Annotated in this window: 25 protein-coding genes and 1 other annotated feature; of the genes, 8 read left to right on the forward strand and 17 right to left on the reverse strand. The window is 45.5% G+C overall.

The window, feature by feature from the left end; translation table 11 throughout:
- Positions 1 to 33: 33 nt before the first annotated feature.
- A complete protein-coding gene (locus tag D5S11_RS09600) occupies positions 34 to 1,878 on the reverse strand; it encodes a monovalent cation:proton antiporter family protein (RefSeq protein WP_025284561.1) in 1,845 nt (614 codons plus the stop codon).
- Positions 1,879 to 2,106: 228 nt separating this feature from the next.
- Here D5S11_RS09600 and prpE point away from each other — a divergent pair, with 228 nt between their 5' ends.
- A complete protein-coding gene (gene prpE / locus D5S11_RS09610; RefSeq protein ID WP_007409101.1) occupies positions 2,107 to 2,856 on the forward strand; it encodes a bis(5'-nucleosyl)-tetraphosphatase PrpE in 750 nt (249 codons plus the stop codon).
- 33 nt (positions 2,857 to 2,889) lie between these two features.
- Here prpE and D5S11_RS09615 read toward each other — a convergent pair whose 3' ends face one another.
- The 4 genes from D5S11_RS09615 to D5S11_RS09630 are packed head-to-tail and all read right to left on the reverse strand — an operon-like array spanning position 2,890 to position 5,644.
- Complete coding sequence (locus D5S11_RS09615) at positions 2,890 to 3,783, reverse strand: RluA family pseudouridine synthase (protein WP_108725046.1); 894 nt, start codon at positions 3,781 to 3,783, stop codon at positions 2,890 to 2,892.
- Positions 3,784 to 3,797: 14 nt separating this feature from the next.
- Positions 3,798 to 4,598: an NAD kinase gene (locus tag D5S11_RS09620; RefSeq protein WP_003155018.1), complete on the reverse strand. Its 801-nt coding sequence runs from the start codon at positions 4,596 to 4,598 to the stop codon at positions 3,798 to 3,800.
- Positions 4,599 to 4,615: 17 nt separating this feature from the next.
- On the reverse strand, positions 4,616 to 5,251 hold the full coding sequence (gene yjbM / locus D5S11_RS09625) for a GTP diphosphokinase (RefSeq protein WP_003155019.1): 636 nt from the start codon (positions 5,249 to 5,251) through the stop codon (positions 4,616 to 4,618).
- Between the two features lie 27 nt (positions 5,252 to 5,278).
- The gene (locus tag D5S11_RS09630; protein ID WP_007409103.1) at positions 5,279 to 5,644 is read right to left on the reverse strand and encodes a UPF0738 family protein; all 366 of its coding nucleotides are present in this window, start codon (positions 5,642 to 5,644) and stop codon (positions 5,279 to 5,281) included.
- 124 nt (positions 5,645 to 5,768) lie between these two features.
- Here D5S11_RS09630 and D5S11_RS09635 point away from each other — a divergent pair, with 124 nt between their 5' ends.
- The 5 genes from D5S11_RS09635 (at position 5,769) to D5S11_RS19875 (ending at position 8,996) form a co-directional block, all read left to right on the forward strand.
- Entirely contained in the window at positions 5,769 to 6,341 is a 573-nt protein-coding gene (locus D5S11_RS09635; RefSeq protein ID WP_007409104.1) for a CYTH domain-containing protein, read from the forward strand.
- A gap of 4 nt (positions 6,342 to 6,345) precedes the next feature.
- Entirely contained in the window at positions 6,346 to 7,017 is a 672-nt protein-coding gene (locus tag D5S11_RS09640) for a lytic transglycosylase domain-containing protein (protein WP_108725047.1), read from the forward strand.
- 228 nt (positions 7,018 to 7,245) lie between these two features.
- Positions 7,246 to 7,644, forward strand: a complete 399-nt coding sequence (locus D5S11_RS09645) for a globin domain-containing protein (RefSeq protein WP_053104216.1) — start codon at positions 7,246 to 7,248, stop codon at positions 7,642 to 7,644.
- Positions 7,641 to 8,543: a protease adaptor protein SpxH gene (spxH, locus tag D5S11_RS09650; protein ID WP_007409106.1), complete on the forward strand. Its 903-nt coding sequence runs from the start codon at positions 7,641 to 7,643 to the stop codon at positions 8,541 to 8,543. Before D5S11_RS09645 ends, spxH begins: the two co-directional genes overlap by 4 nt.
- Before the next feature lie 285 nt (positions 8,544 to 8,828).
- On the forward strand, positions 8,829 to 8,996 hold the full coding sequence (locus tag D5S11_RS19875) for a hypothetical protein (protein WP_003155026.1): 168 nt from the start codon (positions 8,829 to 8,831) through the stop codon (positions 8,994 to 8,996).
- Between the two features lie 37 nt (positions 8,997 to 9,033).
- Here D5S11_RS19875 and pepF read toward each other — a convergent pair whose 3' ends face one another.
- The 3 genes from pepF to mecA form a co-directional block, all read right to left on the reverse strand.
- Positions 9,034 to 10,863: an oligoendopeptidase F gene (gene pepF / locus D5S11_RS09655; protein WP_007409107.1), complete on the reverse strand. Its 1,830-nt coding sequence runs from the start codon at positions 10,861 to 10,863 to the stop codon at positions 9,034 to 9,036.
- A gap of 227 nt (positions 10,864 to 11,090) precedes the next feature.
- Positions 11,091 to 12,251, reverse strand: coding sequence for a competence protein CoiA family protein (locus D5S11_RS09660; RefSeq protein ID WP_007409108.1), 1,161 nt, complete (start codon positions 12,249 to 12,251; stop codon positions 11,091 to 11,093).
- Between the two features lie 149 nt (positions 12,252 to 12,400).
- Positions 12,401 to 13,057: an adaptor protein MecA gene (gene mecA / locus D5S11_RS09665; RefSeq protein ID WP_003155032.1), complete on the reverse strand. Its 657-nt coding sequence runs from the start codon at positions 13,055 to 13,057 to the stop codon at positions 12,401 to 12,403.
- 275 nt (positions 13,058 to 13,332) lie between these two features.
- On the opposite strand from mecA, the gene D5S11_RS09670 reads away from it, so the two are divergent.
- Positions 13,333 to 13,989, forward strand: coding sequence for a TerC family protein (locus D5S11_RS09670; RefSeq protein ID WP_108725048.1), 657 nt, complete (start codon positions 13,333 to 13,335; stop codon positions 13,987 to 13,989).
- Positions 13,990 to 14,046: 57 nt separating this feature from the next.
- Here D5S11_RS09670 and spx read toward each other — a convergent pair whose 3' ends face one another.
- The 8 genes from spx to D5S11_RS09710 all read right to left on the reverse strand — a co-directional run bounded on the left by spx (position 14,047) and on the right by D5S11_RS09710 (position 22,207).
- Positions 14,047 to 14,442: a transcriptional regulator Spx gene (gene spx / locus D5S11_RS09675; protein ID WP_003155034.1), complete on the reverse strand. Its 396-nt coding sequence runs from the start codon at positions 14,440 to 14,442 to the stop codon at positions 14,047 to 14,049.
- A 178-nt stretch (positions 14,443 to 14,620) separates the two neighbouring features.
- Positions 14,621 to 15,199: a GNAT family N-acetyltransferase gene (locus D5S11_RS09680; RefSeq protein WP_007409110.1), complete on the reverse strand. Its 579-nt coding sequence runs from the start codon at positions 15,197 to 15,199 to the stop codon at positions 14,621 to 14,623.
- Between the two features lie 117 nt (positions 15,200 to 15,316).
- On the reverse strand, positions 15,317 to 16,504 hold the full coding sequence (locus D5S11_RS09685; RefSeq protein WP_053104215.1) for a putative glycoside hydrolase: 1,188 nt from the start codon (positions 16,502 to 16,504) through the stop codon (positions 15,317 to 15,319).
- Between the two features lie 106 nt (positions 16,505 to 16,610).
- The gene (oppF, locus tag D5S11_RS09690; protein WP_108725049.1) at positions 16,611 to 17,528 is read right to left on the reverse strand and encodes an oligopeptide ABC transporter ATP-binding protein OppF; all 918 of its coding nucleotides are present in this window, start codon (positions 17,526 to 17,528) and stop codon (positions 16,611 to 16,613) included.
- The gene (locus tag D5S11_RS09695) at positions 17,521 to 18,597 is read right to left on the reverse strand and encodes an ABC transporter ATP-binding protein (RefSeq protein ID WP_003155039.1); all 1,077 of its coding nucleotides are present in this window, start codon (positions 18,595 to 18,597) and stop codon (positions 17,521 to 17,523) included. The genes oppF and D5S11_RS09695 overlap by 8 nt, the downstream gene beginning before the upstream one ends.
- 12 nt (positions 18,598 to 18,609) lie before the next feature.
- Entirely contained in the window at positions 18,610 to 19,527 is a 918-nt protein-coding gene (oppC, locus tag D5S11_RS09700) for an oligopeptide ABC transporter permease OppC (protein ID WP_007409113.1), read from the reverse strand.
- Positions 19,528 to 19,530: 3 nt separating this feature from the next.
- Entirely contained in the window at positions 19,531 to 20,466 is a 936-nt protein-coding gene (locus D5S11_RS09705) for an ABC transporter permease (protein WP_003155043.1), read from the reverse strand.
- A gap of 106 nt (positions 20,467 to 20,572) precedes the next feature.
- Complete coding sequence (locus D5S11_RS09710) at positions 20,573 to 22,207, reverse strand: peptide ABC transporter substrate-binding protein (protein WP_012117282.1); 1,635 nt, start codon at positions 22,205 to 22,207, stop codon at positions 20,573 to 20,575.
- Between the two features lie 476 nt (positions 22,208 to 22,683).
- Positions 22,684 to 22,895: a binding site (T-box leader), on the forward strand.
- A gap of 55 nt (positions 22,896 to 22,950) precedes the next feature.
- On the opposite strand from D5S11_RS09710, the gene trpS reads away from it, so the two are divergent.
- Positions 22,951 to 23,943, forward strand: a complete 993-nt coding sequence (gene trpS, locus D5S11_RS09720; RefSeq protein ID WP_014304785.1) for a tryptophan--tRNA ligase — start codon at positions 22,951 to 22,953, stop codon at positions 23,941 to 23,943.
- A gap of 32 nt (positions 23,944 to 23,975) precedes the next feature.
- Here the strand turns inward: trpS and D5S11_RS09725 are convergent, their stop codons facing one another.
- Entirely contained in the window at positions 23,976 to 24,728 is a 753-nt protein-coding gene (locus D5S11_RS09725) for a YjbA family protein (protein ID WP_047935595.1), read from the reverse strand.
- Positions 24,729 to 24,813: the final 85 nt, after the last annotated feature.

Consider the following 24,813-nt stretch of genomic DNA (forward strand, 5'->3'; position numbering starts at 1 on the left):
ATGCCTTCTATATTATCACGAATTGCAATTTGGTCAAGCTTCAAGGATTTTTCTCAGTTCCGACACGTAGTTGCGCGAGCCCGTGACGATGAGACGGTCTCCTGTTTTCAGCCGCGTGTCTCCGTGCGGAACGATGCTGTCCACACCTCTGAAAATCCGGACGAAAATCACATCGCCCATCAGCGGAAATTCCCGCAGAATGATGCCGTTATACGCCGGGTTTTCCAGATTGATCTGATATAACGAAGACTCCTCATTCGTCAGGAGGCTCATCACGCCCGGCGCCTCAATTAATGCGCGCAAGAGCGTCTTTGTAGACAGAAGGATAGAAAAAATACTGATGCCCTCTTCTTTCAGTTTTGTTTCATGCTCAACCGAGCCGACGCTTGCGATGATACGCTCAGTCCCTTTCTCTTTCGCTATTAAGGCGATTTCGGCGTTCACATCTTCATTTCCCGTCGCCACGACAAGAATATCCGTTTTGAAAATACCGTGCGACTCAAGCGTGCCGGGCTCGTAATCAGAAATCGTGTCAACCGAAAAAACGGATTCCGCAAGCGTTTCCCCGGCATTTTCCTGATACACATGGACGACCCGTACTTCATATTCCTCATCGGGCAATTCCAGCGTAACCGGAAGTGTCATTTGGTTGGCGCCGATAAATGTAATGCGCTTTTTTTCCTGCGGCGCACTTTGCCGTTTGTATAATTTCTTAAAGCCGATCGGCGTGATGATGCTGGCAATAACCGCAACTAAAGTCAGCGCGCCGGACATATTGGCGCTGATAATGTGGAGCCTTTCTCCGATCGTAGCCGCCGCGATAACAAGAGACAGCGTGGACGTCAGCAAAAAGCCCGAAGCAAACACGGTTCTTTTGTCATACCATTTCTTTAAATAAAACACCGGAAACATTTTGCTGATAAACAGCGCAAGCAGAAGCAGCGGAATCATCGTTAATGTTTTCGGATCTTGGAAAAGCGTCCAAATGTCCAATTTCACCCCGACCATGACGAAAAAGATCGGAATTAAAAACCCGTAGCCGAAGGAATCCAGCTGTTCCACCATTTCTTTATTCGGAGACAGAAGCGATACCAGAACGCCTGCCAAAAACGCGCCGAGAATATTTTCCGCCCCGAGAGATTCCGATAAAGCGACAAGCACGATAATCAGTGTGAAAATGGCTCTCGTGCCGATCTGCACGGTGCCTTTAGACATCGACTGCACAAATGAACGGTGTTTAAAGATCCTGCCGAAGAAATACAGCACGACCCCCGCGGCAAAAAGGATCAACAGAAGCCACATATTTCCGCTGTCTTCTCCGTAAAGAGAAGAGAAGAAAGCGAGCAGAATCATCGTAGCCAAGTCCGCGATAACGGCGACAAGCAGGATGATCTGGCCGATATTGGAGTTCATGATCCGTTCTTCCTTTAAAGTCGGGACCACCACACCGAGTGATATCGTCGAAATAATAAGCGTCATTAAAAATGCGTTTTGAATAAAACCGGCTAATACAAAGGCATAGGACAGCAGCAATGATAAAATAAAGATGCCGAAAAAGATAATCAGTGCGGCAGAAAACGTGTTGGGCGCTTCCTTGCCGTTCGGAAGGAATTGTTTTTTCTTCCCTTTCTCAAATGAAGAAAAATCAATTTCCAAGCCGCTTAAAAACATTAAAAAGATAAAGCCGAGAACAGACAGCGTCTCCAGCCACGTGTCTCCCTGAACGACAAGATTCAGGCCGCTTTTTCCGATAATAAGCCCCATGATGATCTCCGCGACGACGACGGGGATGCTGAGCTTAAACCGATGTAAAAGGAGCGGCGTCAAAAAAGCGACGATCAGAACGACGACTAAAGATGCGACTGATGTGTGTTCCATTCGTAAATACCTCCTTAAAACAAGGGTTATAAAAGCCCGCTTAAAGCGGGCGAAACCTTACTTTTTTTTAAAAACATAACGCATATTCTAACAAGGCTGAACGCGAAAAAAAAGTGATAAGGCTTTATTTCTTTAATTCTTTTTTTAATTTGTGCAAAAACAGCGTAATTAGGTATAGGAATTAGCCCCATAATAAATAAAAAACCGTTAATAAGGAGGCAGACACGAATGGCTTATGACATCATCAGCGATATACACGGATGTTATGACGAAATGATCGCGTTAATGCAAAAGCTCGGATATGAAGTGAAAGACGGAACGCCCGTTCACTCTGAAGGCAGGACGCTTGTCTTTGCGGGGGATTTAACGGACAGAGGCCCAAAATCCGTAGAAGTGATGCGTTTTGTGGCAAAAGCATATGAAAAAGGAGCCGTCCGTTATGTCCCGGGAAATCATTGCAACAAACTGTACCGTTACTTAAAAGGAAACCCCGTAAAAGTGATGCACGGACTGGAAACGACGGCAGCCGAACTGAAAGAGCTGTCTCCCGCCGACAGAACGGAAGTCTCCAGACAATTTATCCGATTATATGAGTCAGCGCCGCTTTATGACATTTTACATAATGGCGATCTCGTTGTCGCCCACGCCGGCATAAAAGCTGACGATATCGGTAAATACTCGCGTAAGGTAAAAGAATTTGTTCTGTACGGCGATATCACGGGTGAAACGTATCCCGACGGCAGACCCGTCAGAAGAGACTGGGCCGCCGCTTATGAAGGCAAGGCATGGATTGTTTACGGCCATACCCCGGTAAAACGCCCCCGGATCGTCAACCGTACAATCAACATTGATACAGGATGCGTCTTCGGCAATCAACTGACAGGCTTTCGCTTTCCGGAGCATGAAACCGTCTCTGTGGAAAGCTCAATGCCCTATGATGCCTCACGATTTCGCGAGGATCACGGAAGGCAGGCATGAAAAAAAGCCCGAAACCGGCAAACGGTTCGGGCTTTACATTTGTTCAATTAATGTTTTCATATCGTCAGGCACCGGAGCGTGAAAAACGAGCGTTTTTCCGGTCATGGGGTGTACGAATGAAAGCCGCTCACTGTGAAGAGCCTGCCGCGCAATTCCCTCATTTTTTCCGCCGTACAGTGTATCACCGACTAACGGGTGGCCGAGGTAGCTCATGTGCACCCGGATTTGATGCGTCCGCCCCGTTTCCAGCCGCAGGGCTGCAAGCGTAAACGCATGTCCCGCTTTTTCCGTTTGAAAATGCGTCACCGCTCGTTGTCCCTCCGGCGTTACCATCCGCTCAATAATACTGTCGTGTTTTCTTCCGATGGGCGCGTCCACCGTTCCTTCCTTCTGCAGCATGATCCCGTGTACGACAGCGAGATACCGCCTGCTGACAAGCCCCTTCTTCTGTGCTGCCGACAAAAGAGAATGGGAAAGCCGATGTTTGGCGATGAGCATCGCCCCCGATGTATCCCTGTCAAGGCGGGTGACAAGATGAACCGTTGATTGTACGCCGCTTTTTCGGTAGTGGCTGATCACTCCGTTAGCGATGCTCTCCGACGGGTGTTCTCTTGATGGAATTGAGGAGACATACGGCTGTTTATTGACCACAAGCACATGGTCATCTTCATAAAGAATATCAAGAGGAACCGGCTCAGGCAAAAGCGTTTCACTCACATGCTCCTTCGGAAATTCAATCTTAAGCACGTCTCCCTCCGCTAACACGGCGCGGACGGTTACATGCTCTCCGTTCACAAGCAGGTCTCCCCCGCCGAATTTAATGTCAGCGAGAAGCCGCTTTGAAATGCCGAGATGCGCCGTATATTCTTTTACCGTCATGCCGGCTTCCCGGGCAGTCATGTTCTTTTGGATAAAAAAGTTGTCCAATCCGTTTCCTCTTTCTATTCGCCTTTTCCGATAAAGGAGTCCTGCACCCTTTTCCAAAACGGAAAAGGACGGAATCTTGCAAATCTGACTTTTTCATTTGCCACACGGCATAGAATGGACTTGACATCCTTATGCAGCAAGGTTAAATGATCAATGGTGACTTGAAAGTCGACGTCGTTTCTCGGTTTGATGACACAGTTATGATGATCGGGAAGCAAAAGCGGCGAGCCGACAGTCCTGAACACTCTGTTGTTGATGGATGCCATTTCCGCAAGCTGAATCGCCCTGATGGAAGGGTGGATGATCGCGCCGCCTAACGCCTTATTATAAGCCGTGCTTCCGGAAGGCGTGGACAGACATAAACCGTCCCCCCTGAACGTTTCAAACAGCTGGCCTTTAATTTCCACGTCAGCGACGAGACTGCCTTCTATGCTTTTGATCGTACATTCGTTCAAAGCCAGATACCGCTCCTCACGCTCTTCATCATGATAAGTGACAATCACCTCAAGAAGGGGATACTCCACGGTATGATACGGCGTTTTGGCAATGGCCAGAACGAGCTTTTCTATCTCCTGCGGAACCCAATCGGCATAAAAACCCAAATGCCCCGTGTGAACTCCGACAAACGCCGTTTTATCGAGACGGTCGCTGTACCTGTGAAATGCGTAAAGAAGCGTTCCGTCACCGCCGACGGAAATCACGATTTCCGGCTCTTTTTCATCCAAGGTCATATCAAAATCGAGTAAATACGCCTGTATTTTGCTTTTCAGTGTATCTGAAACCTCGTCTCCTTTTGAAGAAACGGCAAATTTCATGCCATTCCCCTCCTTTCCTACTGGCGGTCTCCCGCTTTTTTCTTTCGCGAGAATGCGGCTTGGGCTTCCTGGATTTCTCCGCGTATTTCTGACATTTCTTCATCGAGCCGGGATGCGGCTTCTGAGGCCCGCTGCAGCCTCAGCTTTACTTTTTCGGGAATGTTCCCGCTGTATTTGTAATTCAGTGAATGCTCAATGGTTGCCCAAAAGTTCATGGCAAGCGTCCGAATCTGTATTTCCACAAGAACGTGCTTTTCTCCGGACGTTGTTTGTAAAGGATATAAAACGACAAGGTGGTAAGACCGATATCCGCTTTCCTTATGCTCTGCTATGTAATCCCGCTTATCGACAACGGTAAAATCTTTTCTGGCAAACAGCATATTTTTGACGATCTGGATATCATCGACAAATTGGCACATAATACGCAGCCCCGCGATATCCTGCATCGTTTCAATCTGATGAAGCGGTATGCTTTTTCGTCTCGCTTTTTCAAGTATGCTCGCCACCGGCTTCACGCGGCCTGTCACAAACTCAATCGGTGAGTGGTCATCTTCATACTCATAAAGGGTTCTGACGCCTTTCAGCTTCACCTTTAATTCTTCAACAGCCTGGCGGTATGGCGCTAGAAATTGCTCCCATTGTTTGTCATCCATCGTACATCCCCCAATTCCGAACCTGTTCTAAAGAAATACGTTTTTCACTTTTTCTTCCATATCTCCGTAGTTTGCATTATCTTTAATATTTTCAAGAAGATAATCGAGTTCTTCATGCAGCCCTGAAAGTTCAACCGTTTTTCCGCCGGCCTCAAGGACCGCCGGTTTTCTTTGGTCTAAGGCTTCTTTCAGATCCGGCCAGATATGTTCTTTTATAATGACATATTCAAAAGAGTCAGCTGATTCAAGTATGTATACAAAAGCAAAGTGATCGGAATCAACAAGCATTTGACCTGAGGCTTTGCGTTCCGCTCCGTTTAAGTCTTCTCCGCACTTTAAGCGGAGCGCGTCTTCTGTTAATGATGCATTTTGGATTTCAATTCTCTTTTGCATAATGTTCTCCTTTTTTAACAAAGTACAGCATTTATTTTATCATATCAAGGTCGATATTGATAAACGTAACCTCTAAAGAGATAATGGGAATTATACAATTTTTCGTCCTGAAAGGAAGACTGTCATGACCCAAGAAATAGAAATTGAATTCAAAAACCTGCTGACAAAATCAGAATTTCTGAAGCTGAGTGAAGCACTCTGCATGAAAGAACATGATTTTAAACAGCAGGTCAATCATTATTTCGACACGAAAGATTTTTCCCTGAAACAAAAAAAATCTGCACTCCGCATCCGAGAAAAAGACGGCGCGTTCGTTCTGACGTTAAAAGAGCCTGCCGCGGTCGGTCTGCTGGAAACCCACCAAGAGCTTGCGGCATTTGATCTTGACGTCTTCAAGATTCCGGATGGCCCCGTCAAACGTCAGCTGGAAGGTCTCGGAATCAACTCAGAACACATTTGCTATTTCGGAACGCTGTCGACCGCACGCGCGGAAAAAGAATCAGAAAAAGGCTTAATCATTTTAGATCACAGCCGATATTTAGAGAAAGAAGACTTTGAATTGGAATTCGAAGCTGCTGACTGGGATGAAGGAAAACGGGCGTTTGAACAATTGCTCAAGCAATTCGGCATCCCAGAGCGGATCACGAAAAATAAAATCCAGCGTTTTTATGAACAGAAACAAAAAAAGGTGGAATGACACAGTGAATATCACGAATTGGGCGGCCCTTCTCCAGCTGCAATCAATCTCTCATACAAGCACGGCTTCAGGCGGACAATCTTCAGAAAGCCCGCTTGCAAATTTCAGCGCGCTTCTCAGCCAGTATACGGACACAGCCGTCCGGCAGCAGCCGGAATCAGGAATTTTAAACGGTGTGCGGACCGCTCACGCTTCATATTCACCGAGAATTCCCGTTTCATCCGGCTCCGCGGCTGCTTCACAGACCGCTTCCCCGGGCATAAAGTCTCCGGATGCGGCTTCTGATATCAGCACCGGAAACTTTTCAATAGACAGCGCCATTCAGAAAGCGGCCGAAAAATACGGAGTGGACGAAAAGCTGATCCGCGCGGTTATTAAACAGGAATCAGGCTTTAATCCGAAAGCGGTCAGCGGTGCGGGGGCAATGGGATTGATGCAGCTCATGCCTTCCACGGCAGAATCACTCGGGGTGTCAAACCCGCTTGATCCCGTCCAGAACGCTGAGGGCGGCACAAAGTACTTAAAGCAGATGCTCACGAAATACGACGGAAATGTATCTCTGGCGTTAGCCGCCTACAACGCAGGCCCCGGCAACGTAGATCGGTACGGGGGCATTCCGCCGTTTAAGGAAACACAGCAATATGTCAAAAACATAACCAAACAGTATTACGCGTAAACCAGAGAGGCTTCCTTCGCCCTCTGGTTTTTTTGCGGAGTGAAATCTTACACATGAATGAAGGCGATGTGATATGATATGAAATACAAGCGCCTGACAGAAAGGCACTTTGTTTGTAGAAATAAAATGTTATTGCTAAAATATACAGTAACTGAAGATAGTAAAACTGAAAGATAAATTCGCAATGGGAATTATGATTCCTATTAGCCATATAAAGGAGTAGTCAACATGGGACAATCGTTTAACGCACCATATGAAGCGATTGGAGAGGAACTTCTATCGCAACTTGTTGATACTTTTTATGAGCGTGTCTCGTCTCATCCCTTGCTGAAGCCGATATTTCCAAGTGATTTGACTGAAACGGCCAGAAAACAAAAGCAATTTTTAACCCAGTATTTGGGCGGACCTCCTCTTTATACTGAAGAGCACGGACATCCCATGCTCAGAGCAAGGCATCTCCCCTTTCCGATTACGGCCGAGAGGGCTGATGCGTGGCTAAGCTGTATGAGCAAAGCGATGGATCAGGTCGGGCTGGAGGGCGATATTCGTGAATTTCTGTACGGGCGTCTGGAACTGACGGCCAGGCATATGGTAAACCAGTCAGAAGCGGAGGATCGATCATATTGACGAATTATCAGCATGAGCAATACTTCGCCCATTGCCACGGACATCCAAAAAAACCGCTCGAAATTTACATGTTTGTCGACCCTTTATGTCCTGAATGCTGGTCGCTGGAGCCCGTCATAAAAAAATTAAAAATCAAATACGGACGTTTTTTTACGCTGCGGATCATTGTTTCCGCGAGTATTACATCGCTGAATAAGCAAAAGCGGAAAAAACACCTCCTTGCCGAAGCTTGGGAAAAAATTGCGAACCGTTCCGGGATGCCCTGTGACGGAAGCCTTTGGCTTGAGCAGGATCAGCCTCTTTCATCGCCCTACCTTGCCGCACTCGCTTTAAAAGCGGCCGAACTGCAGGGAAGAAAAGCGGGCATTCTGTTTCTCCGCAGCATGCAGGAAAGCCTGTTTGTCTCCAAGCAGAATATTACGGATGAAGACGTTCTTTTAGAAATTGCCGAAAAGACGAAATTGGATGTTGAAGAATTCAAGCGTGACCTCCATTCGCAAAGCGCGGTAAAAGCGCTTCAGTGCGATATGAAAATCGCGGCGGAAATGGACGTCACCGTCAACCCGACATTGACGTTCTTTAACAGCCTGCATGATGATGAAGGGCTGAAGGTTCCCGGCAACTATTCTTATGACGTATACGAAGAGATCTTATTCGAAATGCTCGGGGATGAACCGAAGCCTTCTGAAACGCCGCCTTTGGAATGTTTCATTGAATATTTCCGGTTTGTCGCATCGAAAGAAATCGCACTCGTTTATGATTTGAGTCTAGAAGAAGTTGAAAAAGAAATGAAAAAACTGGCATTCGCCAAAAAGGTCGCCAGAGTGGAAGCAAAGCACGGTCTGTTTTGGAAATCTCTGGCCGGCACCCAGGAGGATGTCACCTGTTGTGATCATTAAAAAAAGCTGATTCCTTACGGAGCCGGCTTTTTTTGTGCAAATAAAGAAACCGCGCCGGGATAAGCGCGGTTTCATATGTCTTAACGACAACAAAGGGGATGGGAGAAATTTTTCACGGTCAAACAAAGGGGTAATGTTTGTTTGTGATCAATTTCACATCCTTATCATATCAAATCTTGTCGAGTTTTGACAAGCCATAAGATTAATGTTCATATTTTTGTCACAAAACATAACTGACTGCTTGTTTTCATAGAATATATCAATCATAAACAAGGAGGGAAATCAATGCTCCGCACCGTATTGATCATCGGAATGATTGTGTTTTTCTTCTTTTTAAACCTGCTGGCCATGATGCACATGCTGCCGATTTACATTACATCTCCCCTGCTGTTTCTGTCCATATTATTTGCCCTGTATCGGCTGAATCACAGAAAAACGTTTAAAGGGTTTTAAAAAAAGCCTGCGCATCTTATGCACAGGCTTTTTTGAACTACGAAGGGTTCACTTTCGAAAGAAGCTCTTCCATCTCGTTCAGTTTCTCTTCAAACATTTTGCAGGCCGCCTCGATCGGTTCAGGCGATGTCATATCGACTCCCGCTTTTTTCAGTATGTCGATCGGATATTCCGAGCTTCCCGCTTTTAAGAATTCGGTATAGCGCTCCACCGCAGGCTTGCCTTCTTTTAAGATCTGGCTGCTCAGCGCTTGGGCCGCACTGTAGCCTGTCGCATATTGATACACATAATAATTGTAATAGAAATGCGGAATTCTTGACCATTCCAGACTGATTTCTTTATCAATCACCATGTTGTCACCGAAATACTTTTTATTCAGATCATAATAAAGTTCGTTCAGCAGTTCAGGCGTTAGCGGCTCGCCTTCCTGTGCTTTCGTATGAATCAGATGCTCAAATTCAGCGAACATCGTCTGTCTGAACACTGTGCCTCTGAATCCTTCAAGCATATGGTTGAGCAGGTACAGACGCTGTTTTTCATCCTTTAAGCTGTTCAGCATATATTCACCGAGCAGCGCTTCATTAGTCGTTGAAGCAACTTCAGCGACAAAAATGCTGTAGTTACCGTACGGATACGGCTGATATTTTCTCGTATAGTAACTGTGCACGGAATGGCCGAACTCGTGAACGAGCGTAAACAGATTATTGACATTGTCATGCCAGTTCATCAAGATGTACGGATTCGTGCCGTATGTACCGGACGAATAAGCACCGCTGCGTTTTCCTTTATTTTCGTATATATCGACCCAGCGGTTTTCAAGTCCTTCTTTTAAAATAGACGCGTATTCCTCGCCCAGCGGAGCAAGTCCTTTGAGCATATAATCTTTCGCTTCCTCATATGTGACCTTCATTCCCGAATCTTTTACGAGCGGTGTGTAAAGGTCATAAATATGGACTTCATCAAGGCCGAGAACCTTTTTCCGCAGGTCAATGTAACGGTGTAATAACGGAAGATGTTTATTGATCGTTTTAATAAGGTTATCGTAAACTTCTTCAGGGATGCTGTTATTGGATAAAGCCGCTTCCCGTGCTGATTTATATTTTTTCACACGGGCGTAAAAATTATCTTTTTTCACAGTGCCGCTGAGTGTAGTCGCCATCGTGTTTTTATACTGTCCGTATGTTTTATATACGGCTTCAAATGCGTTTTTGCGGACTTCACGATTGCTGCTTTCCAGGAAATTAATAAAGTTGCCGTGTGTGATTTGAGTTTCCTTGCCGTTTTCATCTTTAATTGACGGAAACGTAATATCGGCGTTATTTAAAACACTGAATGTATTGGAAGGCGACGACAGCGCTTCTGAGGCTTCCGCAAGCAGGGCCTCTTCTTGTTCGCTCAGCACGTGCGGACGCTGTTTTGTAATTTCTTCAATTGCATGGGAGTAAAGTTTAAGCTCCTCTTTTTCCAGAATAAACTGGTGCAGCTTGTCCTCCTGAATCGCCAGAATTTCCGGTTCAATGTAAGCAGTCGCGCTGGCAGCCTGGGAATACAGGCTTGCGGCTTTGTCGTTCAGCCCTTGGTAGAAAGAATTTCCCGTATCCTGGTCTGAGCGCATATGCGCGTATGCATAAAGTTTCCCAAGACGGTTCGTCACTTCATCCTGTGCCGTAAGCGCCGCGTATAAATTATCAGCCGAATGAGCAAGCGTGCCTTTAAAAGAAGATAAATTCGGGATTAATTCTTTAACTGCTTGAAATTCTTTATTCCAGGCCTCATCACTAGGAAAAATATCCTCTAGTCTCCATGTATGCTCTGCCTTTACTTCACTTCTGTCAGGCAGCTGTGCTGCTTTATTTTCCTCAGTCATGGTGATCCCCCTCGTTTTCTTTACTTCAAGCCAATTGAAAAAACGATTGTTTCTCCAAAAACTTGTGTTGTGATTATCTTCCGGCTTTTCACTGCCTTTTGTCAAATCATATGCGGCATATAAGACCGAGCATACCAATAATACAGTGAAAAAACGAAAACAAACTGCTTGTACGCCCCTCACATTCGCCACCACCTTGACGTTAGGGTGAACGAAATGAAGCATTCTCATTCCCCAAAAAAGAGCAGATCCCGCCGGCGCAGCTCTTCTGCCGTTTGAGGGAGCTTCCGTTGAGATGAGGGCATATATACTTCATTCTCAATTTCCCTTAAAAAATCCTGCAAGCATAAGAAATCAGCATATTGTTTTACCGCCATTCTGATAAGGCTATCTTGTGAACCATACCGCATCCGAATCTCCTTACGCCTGATTTTTTGCCGCAAATCATGAACCATGCCGGATAATCGGATCGGCGTGCCTTTTTTAGAAAGTTCCGCAAGCCGCAAGTATAAATGGCTCTGCCACACAAAAACGGGACTGGCAAACACAAAGCCCGCTGAAACGGGAATAAACACTTCAGATGGGAGAAATGGAAATGCAACCTGATGTCTTTCGTAAAAAAGACGCCGGATAAGACCGGCATCTTCAGATAAAAACCGGCCGCTTTTGTTTCGGAAGCCGGCTACGGCACGTCCCCACGAGGGAAGTCTGACGCTGTGCCTCCCTTCCGGATGACAAATGTCTTTCAGGTTTGCTTTGTGAAGAGGGATTGTAATTAAGCCGGCATAAGAATAGCCGGTGTAAAACGGAGTGATGGAATGCAGCCTGTAAAAGGAGCGGGCGTCGGGGCAGTAAAACAGTAAGGAGGAAAATGAATGGACTTCAAAGAACTGCCAGTGAAAAGCAGAAAGCCGGAAAAATTGCGCGGCCATCCGTTTTAACCGTTTTGCCCCGATGATCCAGACCGGCCGGTACCCGGCGTTTTTCAGGCCTGCCGTCCGGCTCTTTAAAGAGTCCGCCGAAAGGTTCGCACATTGAAATTCAAAAGCCAGCTTCTCTTCTCCGCTTTCCGCGGTCAGGTCAGGCCGCTGTCCAGCGGAAGTCAGATACGGTTCCAGGCTGACGCTGCACCCTTGTGTCTTTAGCCAGAGAAAAAGCTGTCTTTTTCCTTCCAGATGGTATTCGCTTTCAGGTTCGGATTCCCCCGGACACAGCCTGCTTTTTTTATGAGCGAAGTGCGGCAGTTTCTCCCGTCCCAGTTTGATATCAAGTTCACTTTCGCAAACGGGGCAGAACCAGCGTTTCTTTCTCAGCTCCGCCGCTTTTTCCTTTGAATAGCTTCCGGCCAGCTGAATGAGCCGTCCGTCGGCAGTCACAGCACTGAACATGTTGCATCTTCTCCTTTCCTGAATCTTGTTGTATTCAGCAGGGAGAAGATATAATCCTGTTTGCGGATGAGAGCCGTTATACGGTTTTCATCCGTTCATCCTGTCATTCAGAACAAAAAAACCGATTTCTGCTGAGAGAAATCGGTTTGTTATGATGCAAAGTGTTTTTTTATTGTATATAACGCATGATCAGCGATCACCAATTTGCCGTATTCTTCAAGACGGTGAATGCTGACTGATGATTCGTGCGCGTACTCCAACAGGATGCTTAGCTGATTTTCAACCTCTTCATCAGTTTGCTCATAAAAATCTGCATATAAATAATATCGGTCTTCAAACGAATACAGGGTCGTTTTGATTCCGTTAAGATTCAATTTTGATAGCGAGATGAGATCCTCAAAATCATCGAACCGCAAAGTGAACTGAAGCTTTTGCTCCTTATCTTCCCGGCTCTCGGCCTGCTCTTCTTTCTGGAAATCATCAAGTAAAGCATCGAGATTTTCATCTGCCGGCTCTTGTTTTTTATCTTCCGGGATCGGCAGTTCGAGTTTTTGTCCGTCCTTGGAAAGCTGGGCTTTTGTTACGATTATTTCCAGTCCTTTGTCCAATGCCTGAACCTGAATCCAAAGAGGACCCTCGACAGCGAATTCCTCTTCATCATGCACTTCATCCATGACTTCCCAGAACAGTTCTTCACTGCGCTCGCGATTGTACCAGATTTCTTCTCTGTCAAAACCGCGATCTTCAATATCACCATAAGACATATAAAATTTTACAGTATGCTCATTAATTCTTTCTATTTCCATTTTGCCAACCTTCCCTTCTTTATAAGATGTTGAAGGGACATCTAAGCTCCCGATGAATAGTACTTTACTACACTTTACCCATTCCGTCCACATCTTAACCTTATAGAAGACAGCGCAAATTCTTTATATTTCTATTTTATGATAAAACAGTTATAAAAGAAATAAAAAAGCATTTTCACACCGAAAAACAGGCTTTCTCCCGGTTCCCATCATAAATAGCGCACTGCTTCATATATTAGCTGTACAAGCAATCGATCTATAAGCGAGGTGTTACCATGCCGCACGATTACCTGCTGTCCCTTCTGCTCATTATCGGAATTGACCTCATTCTCGGCTGTGACAATGCCGTCGTCATCGCGATGGCCAGCCGGAATCTGGCCCATAAACAAAGACAGCAAGCGATCATCTTCGGAACGTTTATCGCAGTCGTCTTGAGAATCGTTCTGACGAGCGCTGCGGTCTATTTATTGAATGTTCCTTTTTTGCAATGCGCAGGCGGGGTATTTTTATTGTATCTCGGCTATCAGCTTCTGATTGAGAAGAAAGATGCGCAGCATGTGAAAAGCAGTTCTTCTCTTTGGAAAGCCATCCGCACAATCGTTATGGCTGATATCTTTATGTCGCTTGACAATGTTATCGCAGTAGCCGGCGCTTCTCACGGTGAGCTGACACTTGTAGTGATCGGTCTCTTCATCTCGGTGCCGATTATCATTTGGGGCAGCAAGCTCGTTCATGCCGCCATGGACAAAATGCCTTTATTGATGTACGCCGGAAGCGGTCTTCTCGCATTTACCGGCGGTGAAATGATTGCCGGAGACAGCAAGCTGTCATTTTTCATGGCAGAACACGGCATTATACAAATGACGCTGCCGATTTTGACCGTCGTATTTGTTATCCTCGCCAGTATGATTTACCAACAGACTGAAAAATAACAAAAAGCCCAAACCGCGATGGTTTTGGGCTTTTTCCATGCTTATCGTAAGCTTATATCAGTTGGCAAGACGCTGTGCTTCTCTTAATTGGAAAGAACGCACTTTTCTTGGCAGGAATCGTCTGATTTCATCTTCGTTATAGCCGACTTGCAGACGTTTTTCATCAATGATAATCGGACGGCGGAGCAGTCCCGGATGCTCATTGATCAAAGTATATAAGTCTTGAAGCGGCATAGATTCAACATTTACGTTCAGTTTCTGGAATACTTTAGAACGGGTAGAGATAATTTCATCCGTACCGTCTTCAGTCATACGCAGAATCTGCTTGATCTCATCAATTGATAACGGCTCGGAGAAAATGTTTCTTTCTACAAACGGAATCTCGTGCTCTTCAAGCCAAGCTCTTGCTTTTCTGCATGACGTACAGCTAGGTGATGTGTATAATGTAACCATTAATCTTCACTCCTCTAATTAGTAGGATGAACATGTTTGTATTCTCAAATTGAAATGACTTTAAAAAAGGAATCTTTATAGGTATTATACTATAAAAAAGTAAGTGTGAACAGTCTCCTGAGAAAAAAATGTGTCAATCCGGCAAATTTACGGCTGGCGGATGTTTCCCCATTCTCAATTAGCTCAGCTGATCGAAAATGTTTTTTCGTTTTTTCTCATCAATGACTTTGAGAACTTCATCCGTTTTTTCGTATGATTCTCCGTACCATTTTTCATCTTTATAAGTGTGAATGTTTTCATATGTCTGTTTCATCGCTTCAAACATTTCTTCTTCTGATTCCGTCTTAGGTGACCAGTACAGAATCTCCATTTTGTTCACTTCATTCGTAGCCAATGACCGGCGCCGATACCCGATTGACTGCGCGTGCTTGAAATGCTCTCTTTGATAAAAACGCAAGCGTTTCTGTGTATCCGTGTCATCCTCGTCAACAGGCTCCACCTCAAGCAGAATCGGCTTGTTTTTCTTTTTCAGCCTGCCGATCAGCTTGCTTCCGAGGCCTTGTCCTCTGGATTTCTTTGACACAAACAGGTAATCAATAAAGATGAAAGAGTCAAATTCCGCATACATCAGCACGTGGTACTGCCCCTCTTCTTTATGATAAACATCGCTTTGCTCCTTTAACAGAGCTTCCATATGCGCTTTTGATTTCATTTCTTCAATCGGAAAATATTCACTCAGCTTTTCGTACCAGTTCATTCATTTGCTCCTTATGGGTTCGTTGTCTTCACACTTTTAGATATACCCCATTTCCGATTGTTTAAACAATCTTACATCTATTAAGACGTGTGATCCTTTAACATGGTTTCAATTTTTTTAAAATGGTGTGTAATCGACGTTTTTGGTATAGCGGTTTGCCGCGTCCCACAATAAAAATTCGTCAATTCCTTCATCATGCAGCGCTTTAACCTGGTCTTCCACCTGGCGTTTTCCGTACTTTTGATAATTTCCGCTGCCGAGATATGATGCCGTGAAGTCCTGAAGCCACGGACGCGATACAGGCTGGTGTTTCAGCTTAGACAGTTTTTTATTTTCCACCTTTGCGTATTCTTTGACGACTTTGTAAGGCTCAAGATCCGGTTTATCAATGCCGAAATAGCTTGTCCAATGGCTCGGGTAAATCATGGATGAAATGACATCGACCTGTTCTGAAATTTTGCTGAAATTCTGGCCGATCCCAGGCGCTTCCGGCAGCGTGGCTGAATAGCCGAAAATATCAACCGACACATCCGCGCCGTACGGCTTGAGTTTTTTCTTCGCATAACCGACAAAATCGGTGACGGCGTGAACGCGTTTTTGCACATTGCTGTCTGCTGTTTTTCCGTAATCGCCGTGTCCGTATGTCAGTTCGTCATCACGTTTTTCAAATCCTTCAGGAAAACGGACATAATCAAACTGAATTTCTTGAAAACCCATCTTTACGGCTTGTTTTGCAATCTTTACATTGTAATCCCATACTTCTTTCATAAACGGATTGACGAACGATTCGCCGCGGCCGTTTTTCCAGACACTTCCGTTTTTTTCTTTAAAAGACCACTCCGGCTTTTTGTTCGCGAGTTCGCTGTCTTTAAATACGACAATACGCGCGATCGGATAGATCTTTTTTTCCTCCAGCTTTTTCATCATCTTTTTTGGGTCTTTGATGTACGGCTTGGCGATTTTGGCATACTCAGAATGGCCGTCCGGCTTAAAGGTGAGGTTTCCGTTGTCATCCTTGACATCAATCACCATTGTATTGAGCTCCGTTTTGTCCACAAAGTCTGTCAGCTCCCCGAATTTGCTTCCTCCCGCTGAATGCCCTGTGACGTAAATGCCCCGCACCTTATCAGGATGTGAAAAATGCAGCCCTGACGGATAAGCGAACCGTGCATTTGATTTCGGCAGTTCTTTTTCGGCCAGCGCTATTTTTACAAGCGGCTGCTCCTCTTTCGCAGCGGCGTGGGCCGGATAAGCGGCTGCACTGATAAACAGTCCCGCACAAATGGCGCACAAAATGGTTTTCATACTGATCTCCCCCTTTTTTTCCATTATAGAAAAACGGGAGCAGGCTTAATAAACTTGAATGTGCGCAAAAAAATCCTCCAAGACTGAGTCTTGGAGGATGATACGTTTATAGATAGGTTTTAAATTCAGCTTCTGTGCACATGACAAAATGTCCCGGTTTCACTTCTCTGAATTCCGTTTTTTCTCCGTCTTGCAGCTGATGAACTGCCGGATCGTATTTCTTTCGCGTGCGATTTCTTTCATAGTCCGGATCAGGGAGCGGGATAGCGGACAGCAATGATTTCGTGTATGGGTGAAGCGGGTTTTCGTAAAGCTCATCCGCCGGCGCAAGCTCCACCAATTTTCCGAAATACATGACGCCGATGCGGTCGCTGATGTATTTGACCATTGATAAATCATGGGCGATAAACAGGTAAGTGAGCCCTTTTTCTTTCTGCAATTCTTTCATTAAATTGACGACTTGCGCCTGAATGGAGACGTCAAGCGCCGAAATCGGTTCGTCCGCGATGATAAACTCCGGATCAACCGCCAGCGCTCTGGCGATTCCGATACGCTGTCTCTGTCCGCCCGAAAATTCATGCGGGTAGCGGTTGGCGTGCTCTTTATTTAAACCGACCGTTTCCAGCAGTTCGTGAACCCGCTGCATCCGCTCTTTTTTCGTTTTTGCCAGGCGGTGAATATCTATTCCCTCGGCAATAATGTCGGCGACTGTCATTCTCGGATTTAAAGATGCGTACGGATCCTGGAAAATCATCTGCATTTTCCGGTTAAACTCCAGCAGCTTCTTGCGGGATTTTTTCCCGTGGACATTTTCCCCGTTAAAGAGAACTTCCCCGCCGGTTGCCTCATACAGCCGGATAATACTGCGGCCCGTCGTTGATTTACCGCAGCCCGATTCTCCGACAAGGCCGAGCGTTTCGCCTTTATAAATATCAAATGACAAATCATCTACGGCTTTTACCGTTCCTTTCTGCGTGAAAAAATGCTGTTTTAAGTGTTTGATTTCGAGAAGTTTCTCAGTCATTTTTTTCACCTTCCTTCATTAAAACAGGATGCTGATACGTATTCGGAAGCTGACGGATTTTAGCCTTCACCGCTTCAGGGGGCTCGACCTTAGGCGCATCAGGATGCAGAAGCCACGATTTCACGAAATGCGTATCAGACACTTTATACATCGGCGGTTCCTGTTCAAAGTCAATTTTCATCGCATATGAGCTGCGGAGCGCAAATGCATCCCCTTTCGGAGGATTCGTCAGATCAGGCGGCGTGCCCGGGATGGCCGTCAGTTTTTCCTGATCGGTGCTGTCCAGGCTAGGCATTGAGGCAAGCAGTCCCCACGTATATGGATGGCGCGGATCATAAAAGATTTCATCCACCGTGCCCGATTCGACGACCTGACCCGCGTACATGACAGCGACCCGGTCGGCGACATTGGCGACAACGCCGAGATCATGCGTGATAAAAATGATAGACGTATCAATTTTCTTTTGCAGATCTTTCATCAGCTCAAGGATCTGTGCCTGAATCGTCACATCAAGAGCTGTTGTCGGTTCATCGGCAATTAACAGTTTCGGATTTGCCGCAAGCGCCATCGCGATGACGACACGCTGTCTCATCCCGCCTGAAAATTCATGGGGGAATTGGCCGATCCGTTTTTCGGGCATCGGAATTCCGACGAGATCAAGCAGCTCTATGGCGCGCTTTTTCGCCGCTTCACTTGAGATTTTTTCATGTTTGAAAAGCACTTCCGTAATTTGTTTGCCGACTCTCATCGTCGGGTTCAGAGAGGTCATCGGATCTTGGAAAATCATTCCGATATCCTTTCCTCTGATGGCCTGCATTTCTTTTTCAGACATCGGCACGATATCGCGTCCGTCAAAAAGAATCTGTCCTCTTTTAAAGTAGCCCGGCGGCATCGGGATCAGCTTCATAATCGCTTGGGAGGTCACACTTTTTCCGGAACCCGACTCCCCCACGATCGCCAGCGTCTCTCCTTTATTCAAATGGAAATTCACGCCGCGGATTGCCTGTACCTCTCCGCCGTATGTTTTAAATGAAATGGCTAAGTCTTTTACTTCTAGCAAACGTGTCACTCATATCACTCCTTATTTGCGTAACTTAGGATCCAGCGCGTCTCTTAACCCGTCGCCGACAACGTTAAAGCCGAACATCGCCAGGCAGATAAAGCCGGCAGGGAAGAACAGACGCCAAGGGTAATAGGTTAATGCAGGCAATCCGTCTGAGGCCATCGTTCCCCAGCTCGCAAGCGGCGCAGGTACGCCGAGGCCCAAATAACTTAAAAACGCTTCTGTAAAAATCGCCGTCGGAACCGTCAGTGTCATCGTTACGAGGATAGAGCCCATCGCGTTCGGGACGATATGCTTAAACAAAAGCCGGCCGGTTTTGGCGCCGAGTGTCTGTGAAGCAAGAACATACTCCTGATTCTTTAATTGCAGCACCTGTCCGCGGACGATTCTCGCCATATTGATCCAGCCCGTTATTGTCATGGCGACGATAATGGTGAGCAATCCTTTCGGCAGAACAACCATCAGCAAAATAACCATTAATAATGAAGGAACAGCCCACAGAATGTCGGCGATGCGCATCATCACTTCATCTGTGCGTCCGCCGCGGAAACCGGAAATGCTGCCCCAGATTACGCCGATTAATAAATCAAGCACGGCAGCTGCGACACCGATAAAGATAGAAATCCGCGCGCCCACCCATGTCCGGACGAATATATCCCTTCCAAGGTCGTCCGTGCCGAACCAATGATCTTTCGACGGCGCTTTATCCGCATTTAATAGATTGGTAGTGGCATAATCATACCTTGAAAAGACAGGCGCAAAAATCGCCATCAGAATAATAAGAACGATCAGTACGAACCCGACCATCGCAAGCTTATTGCTGCGGAAGCGGAGCATGGCGTCTTTCCAGAGGGAAAGGCTTTTTTTATTTATTTTTTCGGCATCGCCGGCATTAGCTGAAGCTGGTTCAAACATATTTTTAGGAATGTTCTGCATGGTCTAGGCTCCTTTCTTTGCTTTGGAAAGCTTGATTCTCGGATCGATTAATCCGTACAGCACGTCTACAATTAATACGCATAAAAGCAGGAGCACGCTGAAGAACACGGTAACTCCCATAATGACCGTATAATCACGGTTTGTAATGCTGTTTACAAAATGCGCGCCTAAACCGGGAATTCCGAAAATGGATTCAATGATGAAACTTCCCGTTAAAATGGATGCCGCCATCGGCCCCATATATGTCACGACCGGCAAAAGCGCGTTTCGAAGCGCATGGCGCACGGTGACTGACGGACGGGAAAGTCCTTTAGCTTTTGCAGTCCGTATGTAATCGCTGTTTAACACTTCAATCATGCTTGAACGGGAGAGTCTGGCAATGAACGCCATCGGCATGGAAGCGAGCGCAATAGAGGGCAGAAAGGTGTATGCCCAGGATTCCCACCCTGCGACCGGGAACAGTTCTAATTTAATTGAGAAAATATATTGCAAAATCGTCGCCAATATAAAGCTCGGAACTGAGATCCCAAAGATCGTTAAAATCGCAATGGTATAATCCTGCCATTTATTATGGTACAGGGCAGCAAGCACCCCGAAAAGCACGCCGAACGCTAAAGCGAGGAGAATAGCTTCTGCACCGAGAGTGAATGAGACGGGGAAGCCTGAATTGATTAAATCATTAACACTTTGGCCTTTATATTTAAAAGAAGGTCCGAAGTCCCACATCGCCACAGATTTTAAGTAGCTGACATATTGAACGAAAAGAGGCTTGTCCAGGCCATAGTGTTCGTTTAAGTTTGCCTCAATTTCAGGCGGCAGCTTTCTTTCGCCGGAAAATGGTCCGCCCGGCGCTGCCTGCATTAAGAAGAATGTGGCGGTCACAATCACAAACAGCGTGATGATCATGTAAATGAATCGTTTACCGATATATTTCAGCAAGGTGAACACCTCCATGTTTTTTACAATTTTATACTTAATCAGTAAGAAAGGTATATGGGGACATCCTCCCCATATACCTTGGGTCTTTTGTTTTCAGAACCGTCTTTTATTCAAAAGAAGCGTTTCTGAAGTAAACTTCGCCTGTTCCTGTCAAGATCACATTTTTGAGGTTTTTATCCTGCACCCAAGGATCCGTATAGAAATAAACTGGCGCGACCGGCATTGCGTCAATAAAGATCTTTTCTGCTTTTTTCAGCTCTTCGATACGTTTATCCGGATCCGTTTCAAGCTGAGATTGGTTCAGCAGCTTTTTAAACTCAGGATCTTCCCATCCGGTATCATTGTTTCCGCCTTCTTTATCACGGAACAATTCAAGGAAGTTGATCGGATCGTTGAAATCGCCGAGCCAGCCCATACGCCCGATTTGGTAGTTCTGGCTGTGCAGCTTGTCGATGTAAACATTCCATTCGGAGTTATCAAGCTCAACTTTGACGCCCAAGTTCTTTTTCCACATTTCCTGTACGGCCTGCGCGATTTTCGCATGCGCGTCATCCGTATTGTAGGACAGTTTGATCGCCGGAAGGTCAGAGGCATTCTTGACGCCTAATTCCTTCAGTCCTTTATTTAAGAATTCTTTAGCTGATTTGACGTCATTGTCTTTGAAATAACCTTTTGTGTTATCCTTGAATCCCTTCATTGACGGCGGCACCGCAGCCATGGCCGGGATCTGTTCGCCCTGCGTTACATTTTTTACGATGGACGAGCGGTCGATCGCATAAGCAAGGGCTTTACGGATGTTAACATTGTTCAGCGGTTTCGCTTCTGTGTTGAATTTGTACCAATACACGCCTGCGATCGGTTCAACGTGAAGAGATCCGTCTTTTTTCAAGGTCGGCAGAGATTCAGTCGGAAGCTGGCCGAGCGGCATTCCTGCCCAGTCAAGCTCACCGGCCTGGAATTTTTTCAGTTCGGTGTTGTTATTGTTAATCATCACCATGTTGATTTTCTTCAATTTCACAGCGTCTTTATCCCAATATTGATCGTTCTTTTCGAGCGTGATGGAACCGCTGTGTTTCCAGGCCGTCATTTTGAACGGACCGTTTGACACATAATTTTCGCCCGCGTTGGTGTTCCAGTTTTTATGTTTTTCCGCGATTTTCTTGTTGATCGGCATATACGTATAGAATGAAGTTAATTGCGTGAAATAAGGTGTCGGGTTATTCAGTTCAACCTTTAATGTTTTGTCATTTACGGCTTTTACGCCTACATCATCAATCTTGCCTTTTCCTGTATTGGCAGCTTCAGCGCCTTTGATATAGTAGAGCTGATAAGCGTATTGTGATTCGTTGTTCGGGTCAAGCGCCCATTTCCATGCATATTCAAAATCCTGCGCCGTCACAGGGTCGCCGTTAGACCATTTCGCACCGTCACGAATCGTAAATGTATAGGTCTTTCCGTCTTTGCTTGTTTCAATTTTAGATGCCATTCCTTCTTCAGGCTCACCTTTGGAGTTTACGCGTGTCAATCCTTCAAAAGTCTGGCGGATTACGCCTCCTGACACGGAATCATTCGCTAAACCCGGATGCAGTGAGAACGGCTCGGTTTTAATATTGATATTAAGTGAAGTCTGTCCTTTGGTGTCTTTTTTACCGCCGCCTGATCCGCCGCTGAATCCGCCGCACGCACTTAATACAAGCGAGAAGATAAGCATCAAACCTACAATAGACCAACGCTTTTTCATGCACTAACCCCCTAATCAAATTTTTCAGCCTTTACTACTAAATACTCAGAAATATCAGACAAAATAACTTAATATTTTTCTAAACTTTAATTGTGTTCCGTCTTTTCTGATTATTTTATGTAAAGAAGCTGTAACAATAGAGTGAACAAGTTCATTATAATGAAATGAATAATTTATTGCAATACTATTTTCTCAATTTAAAATATTTAAATTTGGTCAGTTTTTCTGTCAAAAAGGTGATACACTTCTATAGTTTAAAGCATGACCTAACTAAATTTTTTTATTGCAATTTCCAGTTCATATTGCTTTTTACATATAATATTCGTTATACGAAATGTTGATATGCGTTATCATTTAAGCATTTTCAGTTCTTTTTGAGGATTTCCAGCCCTTAAGCAAACTGGAAATAAGCTTGTATTCCTCTGATGACATTTGGCTATAATTGATTTATAATAGATCAATCAAATACATTTGTTGTGATTGCGATGATGAAGAGTAGTACACATTTTCATCCGTTTGAAGAGAGTCTGCGGTGCTGAGAGCAGGTAACGGGCGATGTGGAATGGACTTCTGAGCAGCTGACCGAACGTTAGTAGGCCCAGCCGGAGCAGCCTCCGTTACCAACGTCTCGAGCGATTCCATTGTAATGGAATAATCAGGGTGGCACCACGGTTCATTCGTCCCTTTTTTCTACGGGAAGAATGGGCTTTTTTTATTATGTTTTAAGAAATGAGGTAAGAACTATGAAGAAAACGATTTTTTCTGGCATTCAGCCGAGCGGTTCCGTTACCCTCGGCAACTACATCGGCGCAATGAAGCAATTTGTTGATTTGCAGCATGACTACAACGGCTACTTCTGTATTGTCGATCAGCATGCGATTACGGTTCCGCAGGATCGGCTTGAGCTGCGGAAGAACATCCGCAATCTCGCGGCTCTTTACCTGGCCGTCGGACTTGATCCCGAGAAAGCGACCCTCTTTATCCAGTCGGAGGTTCCCGCTCATGCCCAGGCGGGGTGGATGCTCCAATGCGTCGCATATATTGGCGAGCTTGAGCGGATGACGCAATTTAAAGATAAGTCAAAGGGCAAAGAAGCCGTCGTGTCAGGACTGTTAACCTATCCGCCGCTGATGGCCGGCGATATTTTACTGTACGGAACGGATCTTGTTCCGGTCGGAGAAGATCAAAAACAGCATCTTGAACTGACCCGCAACCTGGCGGAACGCTTTAATAAAAAATACAATGACATCTTCACGATTCCTGAGGTGAAAATTCCTGAATCAGGCGCGCGCATCATGTCACTGGCTGATCCGCTCAAAAAAATGAGCAAATCAGATCCGAACCAAAAGGCATTCATCACGCTGCTTGATGAACCGAAGCAGCTCGAGAAGAAAATCAAGAGCGCCGTGACTGATTCTGAAGGCATTGTAAAGTATGATAAAGAAAACAAACCGGGCGTTTCTAATCTTTTGACGATCTATTCTATTTTAGGAAACACATCAATTGAAGAATTAGAAGCTAAATATGAAGGCAAAGGGTACGGTGAATTCAAAAGCGATTTAGCCGAAGTCGTTATCGGCGCATTGACACCGATCCAAGAGCGCTACCGTGAATTAATTGAGAGCGACGAACTTGACCGCATTCTCGACGAAGGAGCGGCACGCGCAAACAAAACGGCCGGCAAAATGGTGAAGAAAATGGAAAACGCCATGGGTCTCGGACGGAAAAGAAGATAAAGAAAAGAGGCGGGAGAATCCCCGCCTCTTTTTTAGTTCACTTTTGATTCCTGTTCCATTTCCCAAAGCTTTTCGAAAAATGGCTGCCCTTTAATCAAATTTTCACAGAACGCAAGATGTTTATCTGACCAGCCTTCAATTGTTTCATTGTAAAGCATGTCCCAAATCTCTTCAAAGCTCATCCGTTTGATCTGCTCGTACATATGCGGATTCCACTCCGTGTACCAATACACAATTTCCGCACGGTTTTTCAGCCCTTTCAGCTGGTCGAGCGCCATAAACATCAGCTGCTTGATCTGCCGCTCTTTTCTCGTCAGCCCTCTGACGTGCTCCGGCGCCAATGACAAAATGTGATATTCCTTTGAAGACTCCAATTGCGCCGGCTTAAATTGAAACGATTCCGGTTCTACATCCTTTACCATTTCATAAACAAGCTGCTCCTGTCTCGGAATCAGGCGGCTCTTTCTGACCGGAATGGTATACCCGATCGTATCCACGGCAATGATGCCGATCCCGTCTGTCACGACAAAACAATACTCCAGCTTTGTCCGCTCATGATTTTTTCGCACGTATGACTTTTGGTGGACTTGGTCAAGCAGCTCTTTCGGAAGCTCTGATAAGTCGTTTTCTATGTAATGAAATAATACCGACGGCACTCTGAGCAGCGGCGTCTGATCCAAAAGTTCAACCGTGTCTTCCTTCCGCCATTCGTGAAAATGGCATACATTGTAGCCGTTTTCTTCCCCTTCAAACCAATTGACCCATACATCATGAAGAAATAACATATTCGACCCCTCACTTTATAAAAACTGTTGTCCACAGTATAGGCAAGGGATAGATAAATTATTCCATTTCAATATGAGATTTCCG

Source organism: Bacillus sp. L75 (assembly GCF_003676355.1).
In the GTDB taxonomy this organism is placed as follows: domain Bacteria; phylum Bacillota; class Bacilli; order Bacillales; family Bacillaceae; genus Bacillus; species Bacillus velezensis.

Excerpts from the sequence above, each read along its gene's own strand:
- D5S11_RS09600 (WP_025284561.1), bottom strand. The coding sequence starts at position 1,878 with ATGGAACACACATCAGTCGCATCTTTAGTCGTCGTTCTGATCGTCGCT.
- D5S11_RS09680 (WP_007409110.1), bottom strand. The coding sequence starts at position 15,199 with ATGAACTGGTACGAAAAGCTGAGTGAATATTTTCCGATTGAAGAAATG.
- trpS (WP_014304785.1), top strand. The coding sequence starts at position 22,951 with ATGAAGAAAACGATTTTTTCTGGCATTCAGCCGAGCGGTTCCGTTACC.
- spx (WP_003155034.1), bottom strand. The coding sequence starts at position 14,442 with ATGGTTACATTATACACATCACCTAGCTGTACGTCATGCAGAAAAGCA.
- oppC (WP_007409113.1), bottom strand. The coding sequence starts at position 19,527 with ATGCAGAACATTCCTAAAAATATGTTTGAACCAGCTTCAGCTAATGCC.
- D5S11_RS09685 (WP_053104215.1), bottom strand. The coding sequence starts at position 16,504 with ATGAAAACCATTTTGTGCGCCATTTGTGCGGGACTGTTTATCAGTGCA.
- D5S11_RS09725 (WP_047935595.1), bottom strand. The coding sequence starts at position 24,728 with ATGTTATTTCTTCATGATGTATGGGTCAATTGGTTTGAAGGGGAAGAA.
- D5S11_RS09670 (WP_108725048.1), top strand. The coding sequence starts at position 13,333 with ATGCCGCACGATTACCTGCTGTCCCTTCTGCTCATTATCGGAATTGAC.
- D5S11_RS09630 (WP_007409103.1), bottom strand. The coding sequence starts at position 5,644 with ATGCAAAAGAGAATTGAAATCCAAAATGCATCATTAACAGAAGACGCG.
- D5S11_RS09660 (WP_007409108.1), bottom strand. The coding sequence starts at position 12,251 with ATGTTCAGTGCTGTGACTGCCGACGGACGGCTCATTCAGCTGGCCGGA.
- D5S11_RS09620 (WP_003155018.1), bottom strand. The coding sequence starts at position 4,598 with ATGAAATTTGCCGTTTCTTCAAAAGGAGACGAGGTTTCAGATACACTG.
- D5S11_RS19875 (WP_003155026.1), top strand. The coding sequence starts at position 8,829 with ATGCTCCGCACCGTATTGATCATCGGAATGATTGTGTTTTTCTTCTTT.
- yjbM (WP_003155019.1), bottom strand. The coding sequence starts at position 5,251 with ATGGATGACAAACAATGGGAGCAATTTCTAGCGCCATACCGCCAGGCT.
- oppF (WP_108725049.1), bottom strand. The coding sequence starts at position 17,528 with ATGACTGAGAAACTTCTCGAAATCAAACACTTAAAACAGCATTTTTTC.
- mecA (WP_003155032.1), bottom strand. The coding sequence starts at position 13,057 with ATGGAAATAGAAAGAATTAATGAGCATACTGTAAAATTTTATATGTCT.
- pepF (WP_007409107.1), bottom strand. The coding sequence starts at position 10,863 with ATGACTGAGGAAAATAAAGCAGCACAGCTGCCTGACAGAAGTGAAGTA.
- D5S11_RS09635 (WP_007409104.1), top strand. The coding sequence starts at position 5,769 with ATGACCCAAGAAATAGAAATTGAATTCAAAAACCTGCTGACAAAATCA.
- D5S11_RS09710 (WP_012117282.1), bottom strand. The coding sequence starts at position 22,207 with ATGAAAAAGCGTTGGTCTATTGTAGGTTTGATGCTTATCTTCTCGCTT.
- prpE (WP_007409101.1), top strand. The coding sequence starts at position 2,107 with ATGGCTTATGACATCATCAGCGATATACACGGATGTTATGACGAAATG.
- D5S11_RS09645 (WP_053104216.1), top strand. The coding sequence starts at position 7,246 with ATGGGACAATCGTTTAACGCACCATATGAAGCGATTGGAGAGGAACTT.